This window comes from Modestobacter marinus (genome assembly GCF_011758655.1).
Classification (GTDB): domain Bacteria; phylum Actinomycetota; class Actinomycetes; order Mycobacteriales; family Geodermatophilaceae; genus Modestobacter; species Modestobacter marinus.
Genome location: NZ_JAAMPA010000006.1, coordinates 1 through 13353, shown reverse-complemented (window position 1 = coordinate 13353; position 13353 = coordinate 1). Strand labels below are relative to the sequence as shown.

The 13353-nt window shown below is 70.1% G+C and carries 19 protein-coding genes; 9 read left to right on the top strand and 10 right to left on the bottom strand.

Features of this window, described 5'->3' with window-relative positions; genetic code table 11:
• Window positions 1-153: 153 nt before the first annotated feature.
• Window positions 154-813: a hypothetical protein gene (locus tag FB380_RS23645; protein ID WP_166757821.1), complete on the top strand. Its 660-nt coding sequence runs from the start codon at window positions 154-156 to the stop codon at window positions 811-813.
• 30 nt (window positions 814-843) lie between these two features.
• Here FB380_RS23645 and FB380_RS23640 read toward each other — a convergent pair whose 3' ends face one another.
• Window positions 844-1119: a hypothetical protein gene (locus tag FB380_RS23640; RefSeq protein ID WP_166757820.1), complete on the bottom strand. Its 276-nt coding sequence runs from the start codon at window positions 1117-1119 to the stop codon at window positions 844-846.
• A 178-nt stretch (window positions 1120-1297) separates the two neighbouring features.
• Between FB380_RS23640 and FB380_RS23635 the strand changes: the two genes are divergently transcribed.
• The 3 genes from FB380_RS23635 to FB380_RS23625 all read left to right on the top strand — a co-directional run bounded on the left by FB380_RS23635 (window position 1298) and on the right by FB380_RS23625 (window position 3487).
• Entirely contained in the window at window positions 1298-1528 is a 231-nt protein-coding gene (locus tag FB380_RS23635; protein WP_166757819.1) for a hypothetical protein, read from the top strand.
• Between the two features lie 163 nt (window positions 1529-1691).
• The gene (locus tag FB380_RS23630; protein ID WP_208384079.1) at window positions 1692-2438 is read left to right on the top strand and encodes a hypothetical protein; all 747 of its coding nucleotides are present in this window, start codon (window positions 1692-1694) and stop codon (window positions 2436-2438) included.
• 296 nt (window positions 2439-2734) lie between these two features.
• On the top strand, window positions 2735-3487 hold the full coding sequence (locus tag FB380_RS23625; RefSeq protein ID WP_166757817.1) for a TIGR02391 family protein: 753 nt from the start codon (window positions 2735-2737) through the stop codon (window positions 3485-3487).
• On the opposite strand, the gene FB380_RS23620 is transcribed toward FB380_RS23625, so the two are convergent.
• Window positions 3484-3768 (bottom strand): hypothetical protein, encoded by a 285-nt coding sequence (locus FB380_RS23620; protein ID WP_166757816.1) that lies wholly within the window; start codon window positions 3766-3768, stop codon window positions 3484-3486. The genes FB380_RS23625 and FB380_RS23620 overlap by 4 nt on opposite strands.
• A gap of 341 nt (window positions 3769-4109) precedes the next feature.
• On the opposite strand from FB380_RS23620, the gene FB380_RS23615 reads away from it, so the two are divergent.
• Both FB380_RS23615 and FB380_RS23610 read left to right on the top strand, forming a co-directional pair.
• On the top strand, window positions 4110-4598 hold the full coding sequence (locus FB380_RS23615; protein WP_166757815.1) for a prepilin peptidase: 489 nt from the start codon (window positions 4110-4112) through the stop codon (window positions 4596-4598).
• Window positions 4599-4920: 322 nt separating this feature from the next.
• A complete protein-coding gene (locus FB380_RS23610; protein WP_166757814.1) occupies window positions 4921-5409 on the top strand; it encodes a hypothetical protein in 489 nt (162 codons plus the stop codon).
• 135 nt (window positions 5410-5544) lie between these two features.
• Here FB380_RS23610 and FB380_RS23605 read toward each other — a convergent pair whose 3' ends face one another.
• A complete protein-coding gene (locus tag FB380_RS23605; protein ID WP_166757813.1) occupies window positions 5545-6003 on the bottom strand; it encodes a hypothetical protein in 459 nt (152 codons plus the stop codon).
• 290 nt (window positions 6004-6293) lie between these two features.
• Between FB380_RS23605 and FB380_RS23600 the strand changes: the two genes are divergently transcribed.
• The 3 genes from FB380_RS23600 (at window position 6294) to FB380_RS23590 (ending at window position 8548) form a co-directional block, all read left to right on the top strand.
• Window positions 6294-6656, top strand: a complete 363-nt coding sequence (locus FB380_RS23600) for a WhiB family transcriptional regulator (protein WP_166757812.1) — start codon at window positions 6294-6296, stop codon at window positions 6654-6656.
• Window positions 6653-7567, top strand: a complete 915-nt coding sequence (locus FB380_RS23595; protein ID WP_166757811.1) for a hypothetical protein — start codon at window positions 6653-6655, stop codon at window positions 7565-7567. Before FB380_RS23600 ends, FB380_RS23595 begins: the two co-directional genes overlap by 4 nt.
• Window positions 7568-7837: 270 nt before the next feature.
• Window positions 7838-8548 (top strand): DUF4200 domain-containing protein, encoded by a 711-nt coding sequence (locus tag FB380_RS23590; protein ID WP_166757810.1) that lies wholly within the window; start codon window positions 7838-7840, stop codon window positions 8546-8548.
• 204 nt (window positions 8549-8752) lie between these two features.
• On the opposite strand, the gene FB380_RS23585 is transcribed toward FB380_RS23590, so the two are convergent.
• The 7 genes from FB380_RS23585 to FB380_RS23555 all read right to left on the bottom strand — a co-directional run bounded on the left by FB380_RS23585 (window position 8753) and on the right by FB380_RS23555 (window position 13174).
• On the bottom strand, window positions 8753-9106 hold the full coding sequence (locus FB380_RS23585; RefSeq protein WP_166757809.1) for a hypothetical protein: 354 nt from the start codon (window positions 9104-9106) through the stop codon (window positions 8753-8755).
• Between the two features lie 136 nt (window positions 9107-9242).
• Window positions 9243-10094: a phosphoadenosine phosphosulfate reductase domain-containing protein gene (locus FB380_RS23580; protein ID WP_166757808.1), complete on the bottom strand. Its 852-nt coding sequence runs from the start codon at window positions 10092-10094 to the stop codon at window positions 9243-9245.
• 5 nt (window positions 10095-10099) lie between these two features.
• Window positions 10100-10831, bottom strand: a complete 732-nt coding sequence (locus FB380_RS23575) for a hypothetical protein (RefSeq protein WP_166757807.1) — start codon at window positions 10829-10831, stop codon at window positions 10100-10102.
• Window positions 10828-11721, bottom strand: coding sequence for an RAMP superfamily CRISPR-associated protein (locus FB380_RS23570; protein WP_166757806.1), 894 nt, complete (start codon window positions 11719-11721; stop codon window positions 10828-10830). The genes FB380_RS23575 and FB380_RS23570 overlap by 4 nt, the downstream gene beginning before the upstream one ends.
• Before the next feature lie 3 nt (window positions 11722-11724).
• Window positions 11725-12093 carry a hypothetical protein gene (locus FB380_RS23565; RefSeq protein ID WP_166757805.1) on the bottom strand — a complete coding sequence of 123 codons (369 nt, stop codon included), beginning with the start codon at window positions 12091-12093 and terminating at the stop codon, window positions 11725-11727.
• A gap of 164 nt (window positions 12094-12257) precedes the next feature.
• Complete coding sequence (locus FB380_RS23560; RefSeq protein ID WP_166757804.1) at window positions 12258-12488, bottom strand: hypothetical protein; 231 nt, start codon at window positions 12486-12488, stop codon at window positions 12258-12260.
• Complete coding sequence (locus FB380_RS23555) at window positions 12485-13174, bottom strand: hypothetical protein (protein ID WP_208384078.1); 690 nt, start codon at window positions 13172-13174, stop codon at window positions 12485-12487. The genes FB380_RS23560 and FB380_RS23555 overlap by 4 nt, the downstream gene beginning before the upstream one ends.
• Window positions 13175-13353 lie beyond the last annotated feature (179 nt).

Below are 13353 nucleotides of genomic sequence, written 5' to 3'. Positions count from 1 at the left end.
GGAGGCCACCGAAGAGATGCTGAGCGCCTACGAAGACGGCGGGGACAAGGGCTACATGGCCTGGCTGGAGGGCTACGCCAGCGAGAACTACCTCGACGACTGGGGCTTCGACTCCATCACCGACGTCGCGGTCGACGACCCCCGCAGCGGGCTGTGACCGGGCCGGGCACCGGCGGGATCGAGGAGTCCGTCGATGCACCGCCGGCTTGGACCCGTGACCAGCTGGCGGTCGCGCTGCTGATGTTGTTCGGGCCGGCCCGCCGTGGTGGGCCCGACACCGCGGCCGCGGCCGTTGAGCTCGGGGTCAGCCGGCGCACCGTGCAGCGCTGGCTGCGCGCTCCAGCCGGCGCCCGAGCCCCGATGTCCTCAGCCCACGCCGAGGCGGTCCGGGCGCTGGCCGGCGTCGATGAGCAGGTTCGCCGCGACGAGCAGCGCACCGCCGGCTATGCCCGCGACGCCCTGGAGCGCATCGCGCTGCCCAAGGGGCGCGGGGTGCTGCCGGCGTGGCGGGAGCAGCAGTGGCTCGACCAGCACCTGGTGACCATCACCGAGCTCGACCACGGCGTGCTGCAGGCGGCCCTGACCCGGGTGACCAGCCGGAGCCGGCCCCGCGACGGCCAGGTGGTCGCCTTCCGGGTGGTGCCCACCCGCTTCCACGCCCAGCTGCTCGTCCACGAGGTCCTCACCGCCGTGTCCCCGTGGCGGGTACGGGGCCGGGTGTGGGCGCCCAAGCAGGGCAGCACCCGCACCTGGCTGCCCGGGGCCCCCGACGTCGACCTCGATGAGCTCGCCGCCACCCACGGGCTGCGCTGAACGCGTGTGGCCTACGACGTGAACGGTCGTTCAGGACCGCGTGAGGACCTTGTTTCGGTGCACAGCTGCGCCGATGAGAGAAGCCAACGAGAGCAGAGCGAGAGCCCCCAGTGCGACGAACGTCGGATTGACGAATGTCGGCATCATGTCGAAGTCGGAATTGCATGTGTTCTTGAACGGGAAGCTGGAGGACAGCTCGGCGGTCTCTGGGTCATACGTCTGGTCGTGGCTGAGGGTGCAGGTTTCGCTGACGTCGTAATTGAAGGTGAAGAGAACCGCGGCCATGTACCAGAAGACGCCGAACACCAGGAAGGACCACAGGGTCGCGTACGCCGACAGGCGAACCGCTCGATCGTGTCGTGCCGACATCCCATCCCTTCTCGGAATCGTTCTGGCGATTGCTCCTCAGCCGGCCGCCGCGGATGGCGCACCGGAACTCGAGGCCGTTGTCACACTCCCACGCCTGCGGTCACCTTCCGCGGATGTGAGCGCAGAAGAAGTGCAGGTCAGCTATGACCCGGGGACGAACAGCAGCACCGTCGATGACCGCTGGAGGGGGCGAGGCGGGGCGCTGCTGGGCCGGGTCAGCGTCCACCGGGAGCCCTTCGGGCAGGCCGGAGCTGAGGCGACCGCACGGCTGTACGCCGCGGTCGGTCACCCGGTGCGCTTAGACGTCGCCGGCGACCTGGTCGACCTCGACAAGACGGGCCGGTGACCCTGCGATGGGGCGTAGCCGGAGCGCGAACCCCGACGGGTACGTCGTCGATGCCGATCGCGGGTCCTCCAGCACGGCGACCAAGCAGGCTCAGTCCATCGGCGCTGCAGCTGCTGGGGCCCGATCCGAGACCCGCGACGGTGCACGCGATCTGGACGTCGCTGTGGAGTCGATGCCGGGGCTGACCCGGCAGCAGCGGGACCGGGAACGCGCGATGCCCCGAGCCACGGCGGCCGAGGTGCCCCACCCGGCCATGGAGCGAGCCCTACCCGAGCCCGACGCCATCCGGACGCCGCTGAGCTCGAGGCAGCGCAAGGCCCGGTCGGTGAACAAGCGGGCAGCGCAGGAACGGCTGCCCGCCACCCAGTACGCCGCCACGGGAGCGCTGATCAGCCGGCCGGAGCGGTGGTCCGAGCTCAACGACGCCCTCTCCGACGCCGCCGGCGACGTCCAAGTCCTCGACGACCGTCAGCGGCGGGACATCCAGCGTGTCGACCGCGCCGTGCAGGCCTTCGAGCGGGCCAACGACCGCGGGCACGTCGTCTACAGCAACGTCCGGATGCCCGCAGTGATCAACCGGTCCAACCTCGACGGCTTCGTGCGCAACAACTTCCCGACCGGCACGGTCGTCCACTTCGACCGATTCACCGCCGGCGCGCACACCATGCACGAGATCGAGACCGACGCAGCCCCTGAAGACCGCTCGGTGGTCTTCGAGATGCAGACCCGGCGCGGTGCCTACCTGGGCTACTCCGACAGCGTCGATGACACCAGCCACCTGCTGCCCCGGGGGATGCGGCTACGGGTCGCCGGCGCCCACCGGGCCACCTACCGCCGCCCCGACGGCACCCTCGGCAGCCGCCACGTCGTCCAGCTCGTCGACCTCGACGAGCCCACCACAACAACCTGAAGGAGCACCCCATGGGCTGGACCGATTCACATGGCCGTCCCGAGCTCAAGATGCATCCCGACATCAAGCGCGGAGTGGCCTCCTACCGGACTGAGAAGCCCGTCGAACAGACCGCACCGGACACGGCCGACTGTGCGGCCGTTGACAGCTCCAGCTCCAGCGCACAGCCGCCCAAGCGGGTCGCGGGGTAGCCGCTCTGGCGGTCGACAGGGCTGAACGCTTCTCTTAGATGAGCAGTTGAGTCGGTTGCGCTGTTGCATCGAGCACTGGTCGACCGTGGTCTTAGCGTCACCGGCATGACCTTGGAGTACGACGACGTTCGGAATCTGCCGCTGCCCGATCTCAGCCTGCAACTGCTCAGGTCGCTCGACGACGAACCGAACTTCAACACCATCGTCCAGTCGTTCAAGCAACGCGGTGGCTACGGGGACCCGCGGCCACGTGATCTGGACATGATGCTGGCTCGTCTCTCTGACGCTTGGGCGTGGCTGGAAGCTCAAGCCCTCATCGGACCGTCCGTGAAGACCACATCGGGCGGTTGGTATCGCCTCACCGCGGCCGGCGCTGAGGTCGCCAGTGACGACAACGCACTGGCGAAGGTATGGGCCGCTGACCGACTCGCCGGCGACCTCGACCCCACCCTGTCCTCAGCTCGATCCAACTTCGCACTGGGGGACTACGAGACGGCTTCGTTCGCGGCCATGAAGGCCGTGGAGGTCGAAGTCCGGAAGGTCGCTGGCCTGCCGAACGACCTGTTGGGGACCAAGTTAATGCGCAAGGCCTTCAGTCCCACCGACGGCGTCCTCCGTGACCCTGAGGCGGAGGGCGGCGAGCAGCAGGCAACCGCTGACCTCTTCGCCGGCGCCATCGGCGCCTACAAGAATCCCGCCAGCCACCGAGCCGTCCAATTCGACGATCCGATGGAGGCTGCGGAAGTGATCCAGCTGGCCGATCTACTGATGCGCATCGTGAAGAGGGCCGCGGCTCGTCAACATCCGGAGCCAGCTGTGTTCACCAGCCGTCCCCCGACGCCGGCGCAGAGCTCCTAGAAGGGCGGGGCGTCGTCCTGGACGCGCTCGATGTTCCAGGCCGGCGTCCACCGGCCGACCGCGAAGGCGAATCCGGGGGCGGTGACGCGGTGGTACTCCACACAGCCCAGCCAGCCGTCCCCGCGGTCCTCGCTCTGCTGCCAGCCGTGCAGCAGGGCCGGCTCGTGCCACTCCCCGGACCATCGAACGCGGACGGGCACGGGCGGGCCCAGCCGCCGGTCGACGTCCTCGAGCGCCAGGGCGAGGTCGTCCCAGGAGGTGACCGTCAGGTGGTCGGGCACCGGCAGCTGACGCGGCGGCCGGCCAGGATCTCGGGGTGACACGCACTCCACTATCGGCCTCCGCTGATGGCGCCTTGCTGGCACCACACCGGCGACCCGGTCCGGGCCGGCCGTGTCAGGGTGACCGCATGAGCTGCTGCCCGGGCCGGCGAGGGTGACCGCGCTGGTGGCGCTGATCCTCGGTGCTCTCGGTGCGGTCGTCGGCGGGGTGATCCGTCGCCGAGCTGGAGACCTGGTGCCCGCCAGGGTCCCCTCCGGGCTCACGGCAGCGCCGGCAGCCCGCCCTGTTCCTCCGGTGGTGCTCGAGGTGCTCACCGGCCTCCTGTTCGCCCTGGCGGTGGGTGGTCTGCACCGGCGTCACAGCGGTCCTGCCGGCCTACCTGTGGTTCCTGGCCGCCGCGGTGGCGCTCACCGTCGTCGACGTGCAGCACCAGCTGCTGCCGCGGCGCATCGTCTGGCCGGCCCTCGCCGGCGGTGGGCTGCTGCTGCTGATCGCCGCGGCCGCCACCCCCTCCTGGGACGCGCTGCTGCGCGCCGCGCTGGCCAGAGCGGCCCTGCTGGCCGTGCACCTGCTGCTGGCACTGATCTCGCCGCGGGGCGTGGGGATGGGCGACGTCCGACTGGCCAGCGTTACCGGGCTGTACCTGGGCTGGGTGAGCTGGCAGGTCGTGGCGATCGGTGCGGTGGGCGCCTTCGCGCTGCAGGCGGTCCTGGCGGTGCTGCTGCTGCTGGCCCGCCGCGCGGACCGGCACGCCCAGCTGCCGTTCGGGCCGGCGATGTTGGCCGCGGCCGCGCTGACGGTGGGGATCAGCTCGCTGGTGACTCGGTGACCGCGTCGCCGGCCCGGCTGCGGGATCCGGCCGGCGCCGTAGAGCTGCTGGGCCCACTGGCGGGTGCGGGTGATGCCCTCGGCAGCTGCTGAGGCAACAGGCAGAAGTTGGCCTGATCAGTACTGCTGCCCAAGGACGGGGGGTCCTGCAGCTAGCGCCCAGACGCAGCGGCTGGAAGCCTCCACCTATGACTCAGGAGGACGCTGCTACCAGCTGGCTGGGCGGTCGATGGTCAGACTTGGTGTGGGTCCGAAGTCTGCAGGCAGTGCCCGAGGATTGGCGGGGCCTCGTGGGCTACGACGGGTACCGACGCAGCTACCTCGTGGCCTTGTACTACCTGTCCGACGGTCAGTCCTTTTTGACGTGGGCCGTTGGAAACGACGTCGGTGACGAAGTGGCGGAAGTAGATGAACTGGTCAGTAGATGCACGGACTGGCAAGAGTTCTCTTACCCCGGCGCGGTTGACTGGCACGGCGAAGGCGATCTTCGGGAACTCCTAACCGAGGTACCCAGCGAGGCAACCCGCCGCCAGTTGCACCACAAATGGTTTCAGCACGACGCTGGAGACCTGCAGATTTGGTCACGAATGTACGAGATGCGAGAACTGGAGTCAGAGGGCTGGGAGGGCGAACAAGAGCTGTATGACCGGGGCTACGTGCTCGGTCGGCACTTCTCTCACCGCACGGGGACCAGGGGTGATTTGGGTCATGTCCTTCGGGAGAACCTCGCAACGTGGATCCCCGTGCCCGAGTACATCGCACGTGAGGAGCTAGCTCTTCTTGGTGTCTCGCCCACCGAAACGGACCTCTGAGCGGTTACTACGCCGACAGCCAGGGCGAAAACTGGCAGCGCACGTGGAACGCCCAGCGCCGGGACCACACCTTGCTCGTCCGCGGTGGGGCGGATGGCGTCATCGCCGAGCAGCCGTGGTGATGCTGGGGATCAATCAGCTGTCTGCTGGCTCGGTGACCGTGTCGTGGGCTGGTTGCGGCGTCTGGCTGGTGCCGTAGAGCTGCTGGGCCCACTGGCGGGTGCGGGTGATCCCCTCAGCCCCGGCGATCGCATCGGCGACTTCGGCCCAGCTCAGCCCTGAGGCGCGAGCCTGGTCGACCGCGGCCTGCCGGTCCTCCGGCGCCGCGGCGGCCAGGGCGGCGCGCGCGCGGCGGACGGCGCGGGCGGGGTGGTTGGCCAGCCACGTGTCGATCTCCGTAGCGTCGAAGAGAACTTGGCGGTCCACCCGCCCCTGCAAGGGGCGCGGCATGCCGGCGGTGACCCGGACCCGCTGGTTGGTGCCCCGGCCGGCGGTCGCTGCAGCCGCGCGCAGGGTCGAAAGGGCCGGCCGGGGGACCCCGAGCTCGGCGACGATGCGGTCGGCGACCTGGTCGTAGGTGTAGTGCCCGGCCACTCCGTCACCTCCCACCTGTTTGACAGTCCGCAGCGCGAGTGGGGATCATCGCAGACGCGTCGCCCCAACCCAGGCGACGCCGGCCTGACCAGCCAGCGACGAAGGAGCTCCCGATGAACGCCTTGATGCACCGACCCACCGAGAACTACGCTGCCGGCACTACGAGCATGCAGGTTGTTCCGGAGGCACTCCACCGCGGTGGGGTCGCCTCCGGTTCACGTTCTGGGGCCTTCCCTGCCTGCACCGGCCGGGCGGACCTGGACTGGGTCCCCGACCGGGAGGCCCTGGTCGTGCCCCGCCTGCAGCGCCGGCTGTGCCGGTCTTGCCCCACCCGGTCGACCTGCCTGACCCGGGCGCTGGAGACCCGCTCGGTCGGCTACTGGGCCGGCACCACCACCGCAGACCGCAAGGCCCTCGCTGGCGATGCCGGCCCGCTGCTGCCCGAGCTCGACGCCCGCCAGGATGAGCTGGCCCGGTCTCTCGCCGCGGCCGCGGCCGCCGACCGGGCCCAGGCGCTGCACCCGGCGGGGGAGGGCGACCTGTGGTGGTATCGCCGGCGTGGGTGCCGCTGCGCCGAGTGCCGGGCCGCGAACACCGCTCACCGGGCCGCTGAGCGTGCTCGGGCTGCCTCCCGGGCACAGGTGGCGGCATGACGCCCCCGTCGCCTCTGACCGCAACCGCTGACCAGCCCGAGGCCGCGCTGCAGTCGCCCTGGGCCCGGGTGAAGGACCCCACGCCGATCCCCGACCCGATCGACCCGGACCAGATCCGGCAGCTGCCCGAGCATCAGCTGCAGGTGCTGGTGCGGGACAACCTGCTGCCTCGGGACTCCGACGTCGACGGGCGGGCCCGCTGGATGGCGCTGTGGGCGGTGCTGGTCGATGACCCCGAACTAACCGAGCTGGCCTTCGACGCGCTCGAGGACCTCATGGACGTCACCGAGGACGCGATCGAAGACGACGTCCTGGACGACGCGGCCGGCAAGCGTGCCCGCAAGTTTCTGCGCAGTTGCGAGGAGGCCTGGGCTCGACTGCAGGTCGACGAGCAACGGCCGCTGGGCTGGGCCGGCCGGCGCGCGACGACGTGGGACCCGCTCAGCCGGCGAGTGCTCGAGCAGCTGGTGCTGGCCATCGCCGGGCACCGCCACCAGCTCACCGGCCACGGCGGCGCCCACCAGGTCGACGAGCACCTGTGGGCGGTGCTCTCCGAGGTCGACCTCGACCCCGCCGGCTACCGCCGCGGGCCACTGCCGCCGCACCCCAGCGAGGCCTCAGCAGCGCCCCGCCGCGGATCCGAACGGCGTCGCCGGCTGACGCTGCCGCTAGTCGATCCGCAGCGGCCACTGCACTGGGCCGGGCCGGCGGCCGCCGGGTTCAAGGCCTCGGCGCGGCCGGTGCTCGAGCAGCTGGTGATGGCCATCGCCGGGCACCGCTTGGCCACCACCGAGCTCGGCGCCGTGCGCCCGGCCGTCGACGAGCCGCTCTGGGCCGTGCTTGACGACGTAGGGCTAGATCCCCGGCCGGCACAAGCGAGGCCGGGACTTCGCCGGTGCCAGCGTCACTGACGCAGGAACTGGCGGCGTTCATTCAGTGCGGTGAGCGCCGCCGGGCACCAACTGCTGTTCCAACATTGAACTCGATAGCCCCAGCCAGACGGGGTCTGCTGGAGCAGACCAGCTGGAAAATATCGCTATCGACCACGGGAGTTGCAGGCTCTCGACCACCTTCGCCGTGGCGGCAGCCGCATGCGGAGTCGCGCCCGAACAGTGGTGCAACCCTATCGTGGATGGCACGCCTCGATCCTGGTGCACAGTCGGCTCGGGCAGGATGGCTTCATGGAAGCTTGGGTGATCGCTGTCGATGCACCAATCGTAACTGTGCTGTCCGATCCAGATGGGCCTCTGGACTACGCCACAGCCTTTGGGACAGTTAGCGCTGCCCTGATTCCGTTAATCTTCTATTTTTTGGAGCGTTCGGACAGAAAAAGGGCCCAGGCCCTAGCTAAGATTGCCGAGCAGCGACGAGAAACGGCGGAACGGCAGCGGAACGAGGCCGAGCTAAAACAACGAGATACTGAGCTCGAGTTTCGCCGACAAGAGCTTGCCCGTGCTGCTGAGCGAGAAGAAGCACAGGAAGAGAGAGGTCGTCGAGAGCAAGCCGAGCTTATTCACGTCTGGTCTGACGGATGGACCACTGACATCGGCATCTACTGCATGAATGCCTCGAAGCAGCCGGTGAGCAACGTTATGGTTTACGTCGATCTTTCGTTCGTAAAGCTGTCCCCAGTTGAAGAAGGCCTATTCGACACAAAACAATCCTCATGCTCGGGAATCCTCGACCAGCTTCCGCCGACAGGTGAACATCCCAAGGCTCACTCACTGGAGGAGCTTCTAGATCCGCTTCTCGAGATTCCTGACGGCTACGAGCCGCTTCAGGTAAAAATCACGGAGGTGCACTTCACTGATGCCCGCGGTGTGCGCTGGATTCGCAACGTGGCCACCAACGAGCTGCGCAGCCTCGCCGGTGCAGCCGCGACCCCAGGATGAGTAATCGCAATTTGACGTGGTCGAGGTGTCTGGGGGGCAACCGAATTGTGGGTCGCCGCAGCTGATGCAGTTGGGTTGCTGTTGGCGAAGTGAACTGACCAGCCCCACAACATTGGCAAATGTGCCGTAGTCGGTTTGCCACACAGAGCCATCAAGGTGACAGTAGATGTCTTTTATCGAAGCCTACGGTCGACTTCGAGTTGGCTACTCGGTGTAGTGCTGTGGGCAGGCGTAGAGAGCTGCCGCATCCATCCACACGTCGCCGTCTATGTCGCCCGTTGTCGACCAGAAATCGACTACCTCATCGCGAGTCCTTATACCGCTATCGATTTGCGTACAGAAAGTCCTCGCGTTTCTGGTCGCGGCCTCTCGAGTCGGCTTGTAGCCCAAATCCTCAAGCGACTGCATCAGCGCGTCGGCCCGCTCCGCCTCATTCGACGACCGCGGGTCAGGAGTGCTCGTACACCCGGAGAGTGCAGCGATCGCCCCCACAGCCATAGCCGCCGCCTGCAGACGCAGCATGGCAGGCCCGCCGCCCTTTAGCACCTCACAGTTCATCCATCAACTCTAGCCAGGCGCAGAGAGAAGCGGCTCACCGTGCTGACTCTTGAAAACAAGAAGTGATCAGCAACGTGCCTGCAGTCCGCTGGCGGGTGCAGCTGCCTTGTCGACGCGCGCCGGATGTTCTGACGTCCTAGACAAATTCGCGTAGTCGGGGCAGTGCGGCGGCGAGCTCTTCGAACAGATGGGGCCAGCCGCGGCGGAGCCACGTCGCTCGACCTTGCTCGAGCTGGCTGCCGTCGAGCATGTGGGAGACGCGCTGGGCGTGCTCCGGGGCGCCGAGGGCCCGCAGCTTGGCGTAGACGGGGTTGACCGGCAGCTGGTGGCGGGCGAGGTAAGCCCAGACGTCGGGAGTTCTCCAGTCCCAGACCGGACCGAAGGCCACCGTGCCGTCGATGCGTCGGACGGTCCCGCCGTGGCGGGCGCGACGGGTCGCCTCATGCGAGGCGTCGGGCTGGCAGTCCCCGTTGCAGTGCTGGGCGAGCTCGGTGCGCAGGGCGTTGGCGTAGAGGGCGGCGCGGCCGCGGGACTCCTGGGCGCGCACGCCCCACAGCTCTCCGGGCCCGTGGTCGCGGTGGGCGCGGCTGGCTGGCTCGGTGATGAGGACCTGGTGAAGGTCGGTGCGCTGGGCCGGTTCGGGGGCGTCGTGGTCCCAGGCGCCGCTGGCGGCGAGGACCTCAAGGGTGGTCTGGCGGGCCGGGTACCAGTGCAGGTCCAGGTGCAGCTGGTCGGTAATTTGCTCGAGGTAGCGGTAGGTCTCGGGAAACTCGAAGCCGGAGTCGAAGAAGGCGACCGGGACGTTGGGCTCGACGGCGAGGACCTGATGGAGGACGGCGAGGGAGTCCTTGCCGCCGGAGAAGGCGACGTAGCCGTCGTGGGCTTCCAGGTGGGCGGTGATGCGCTCGGCGAGGCCGGCGGCGGCCGCGCGGGGCCGCTGGAGGGCGCGCAGGGCGTGGACGTCGAGGCCGGGGCCGGGCTGGGTCACCGGGATCAGCCGTCCAGGAGCGCGGGCAGGTGGAGCAGCTGCTGGCGGGCGGGGTGCATGTAGGGCGGGCGGAGGCCGGCGGTGCCGCGGCCGCCGTCGGGGACGGGTGGGTGGCCGGCCAGGCAGCCGGCCGGGGTGGGTCGGCCCAGCGTGCCGTCGGGGTGCAGGTGTGCGGCGTCCCAGGCTTCGAGGGTGGGGTCGGGAGTGACGGTCCAGGCCAGCACGTGGCCCTCGCCCTGGGAGCGCTTCTTGCCGATGGCGGTGACGGTCTGCAGCAGGGTGGTGATGGCCTCGACGTCGCCGATGGCGCGCCAGCTGACGGCGCGGCAGGTGGTGACCATCAGGGGCATGCGGCGGGCCCGGTAGCGGCCCTGGCGGTCGGACACGGTGGCCGGCAGCGTGGTGGCCAGCTGCTCCATCGCCCGGTGGTCGGTGCGCCCGGTCCAGTGACGGACCTCCGGCAGCGGGGAGGCCTGGTCCTGGGGGTGGGCGCAGGTGGCCGCCCAGTGCCAGCCGCCGGCGTCGGTGGTGCAGCGGGTCAGGGGCAGGTCGAGGTCGGCGGGGTCGGGGGTGTCGATGAGCCGGTCGGTGAGCTGGCCGGCGGCGTGGGTGGCGGCCTTGTGGTCGGCCCAGAGTGCCGAGGCCAGGAGCCCGTCCAGGGCGATGCCCCAGGGGGCGGCCTGGGCGATGCCGCCGGCGAGGTCGGCGCGGACGGTGAGGGGCACGTGGGTGCTCATGCCAGGGCCTGAAGAGCGGTGATCGCCGCGGCGGGGTCGGCGAGCAGGGGTGCCCGCCAGTCGACGGGCTCGGCGGGTTCACCGGCGAGCTGGGTGCAGGTGAGCTCGGTGGCGACCTGGCCGTGGCCGATGGCGGCGCGGCCACCGATCCGCCCGTCGCGGGTGAAGACCTCGAGCACCTCGGTGAAGAAGGCGACCTCGCGCGGGGTGGCCCGGTCCAGGCGCACCCAGGTGCTCAGCTGGGTGCCGGCGGGCAGGGTCTCGATGCGGAAGCGCATGAGCTGGTCGGTGTCGGAGACCTCGGGGAGCTCGTCGAGCTGGGGGACGCCGTCGATGACCGGGATGCGGTCGACGGCGGTGAGCTCGGCGAAGGCGTGAGCGCTGGTGTCGTCCTGGCGGATGTAGGTCTCGATCTGGGTCACGTCAAAGCTCGGCCGGGCGCCCTCGGTTGCTGGGTCGAGGATGTGAGCGGTCTCGGCGAAGTGTGGGACGACCTTCCCCACCTGCAGGCAGCCGTCGATGATGCGGCCGCCGGCGGCGCAGCCGAAGACCCCGACCTGGGGGATGAGCTCCCGCAGGGTCTGCAGGCGCCGGCCCGACAGCGGCTCACCGGTGGTCTTGGCCAGGGAGCCACCGCCGCGCAGCGCGTGGGCCGCCGAGAGGGGCAGCTGCTGCTCGTACCGCAAGACGTCGCGCAACAGCTCCTCACCGATCCGGCGCAGCCGGCCGCGCAGCCCGTTGCCGGACACGATCGGGAGCTGCAGGGGCTCCCCGGCCGGCGTCAGGACCATCTCGCGGCGCAGCAGCGTGATGGTGCCGCGAGTCTCCCCGCCGTGGGCGATAGAGGAGGTGGCGCGCAGGGTGGCGTTCCACTTCAGGGTGCTGGGCATGGGTCAGCTGGCTCCGGTGCTCGATCGGGTCTCGCGGACGGCGTCGGCGACGATGCGGGTGCGCAGCAGCAGCGCCTCGGTCTCCAGGCGCAGCACCATCAGGACCGGGGTGGAGTCCGCGCGCAGCAGCTGCTCGAGCTCGCTGCGCTCGGCGGCGTTGCGGGGAGCGGAGCCGAGCTCGGTGGCGACGTCGCGCCACCAGCGGCGCAGGGTGCCGGCGCGGTAGGTGGCGGTGATGACCCGGTCGGGCAGCAGCTGCTCCCAGTAGACGCGGCGGTAGCGGCTGACCCAGCCGGCCTGCCAGTCGATGCCGTAGTGGGTGAGCAGCAGCAGGCGCTCGGCGGTTCCGGCGGGGCCGGTCAGCGGCGGCATGCGCTCGCCCAGGACGGCCAGCCACCGGTCCGTCGGGCTCTCCTCGAGCGGGGACGCCGGCGCGCCGCTCGTGGTGGCAGTGGTAGTGGCAGATGTGGTGGCACTGCTGGTGGCACGCTCGGTGGAAGTGCTGGTGGCGCTGGTGGTGGATTCGCTGGTCAAGGTCATCGGATGACCCAGAAGCCGGGCAGCACCATGAACTTCGGCGCGGTGTGCAGGCAGGTCGAGCACTCGACCTCGCCCGGGCCGACCGGGTGCAGCTCGCTGGTGGCGACCCCGCACAGCGTGGCGCGGGGGAGCTCCTGCGGCCGGTGCCCGGGCATCGCGGGGGTGTGCAGCAGGAGGTGGGTCTGGTCGTCGGTCGGGCTGGTGACGCACACGAACGGTGAGCTCATCGGTGAACCTTTCTCAGGTTGGACAACGGGGAGCGGGGACGAGGAGCCGGCGGGGCGACGGTGTCGGCGACGGTGACGTGCACGGCGAGGCCGAGCCAGGGCCGGCGCTCGCGCCAGGGGGCCAGCGCGGCCCAGTCGGCGAGCAGCTCGGGGTAGGTCTGCGCCGGCAGCCGGGACAGCACGGCCCAGGGCGGGGCGGGGGCGGTGAGCATCCGGGACCCGAAGCCGAGCCAGCGGACTCGACGGAGGGCGGCCAGCCGGTCGACGTCGGCAGCGGCCCAGGACAGGTGGGCGTCTTCGATCGTGACCCGGCCCCAGACCGCGGTGGGTGCGAGGTGCTTGCGCCCGGGGTGCAGCGGCACGATCAGCGCCCGGTCGGGGCTCAGGGGGAGCTCGAGGTGCTCACCGACCTCGGTGGGGGTCAGGGCCTGCAGCTGGGTGGCCCGGGTGACCAGGTGGGCGGTAGCGCGCAGCGGAGGGTGCCGGTAGCCCCAGGCACACGGCCGGCAGATGCCGGTCTGGCTGGGGTCACTCCACCCGTCGTAGCCGGTGAAACTGCGGGAGACGACCGCGGCCGCGGCGATGAGGACCCCGCCGGCGCCGCATCGGGCACAGATGCCTTCCCGCGTGGGGAGCTCGACTTCGGGGGCACCGGCGGCGTGCCAGGCCATCGTCAGGACGTCCATTAGCTGGGCGGGTCTCCTCGGGGGCCAGGCGGCCAGCCGGACCCGGAGGAGGCGGCCGAATCTGGAGGGCTCGGTCACCTTAGGAAGGTGGTCCCGAACCCGTCGCTGTGACCGCCGCACCGGCCGACTCGTTCAGGGCGCTCGAGCTCAGCGCCGCGGGCGCGAGCTGTTGACCTGCA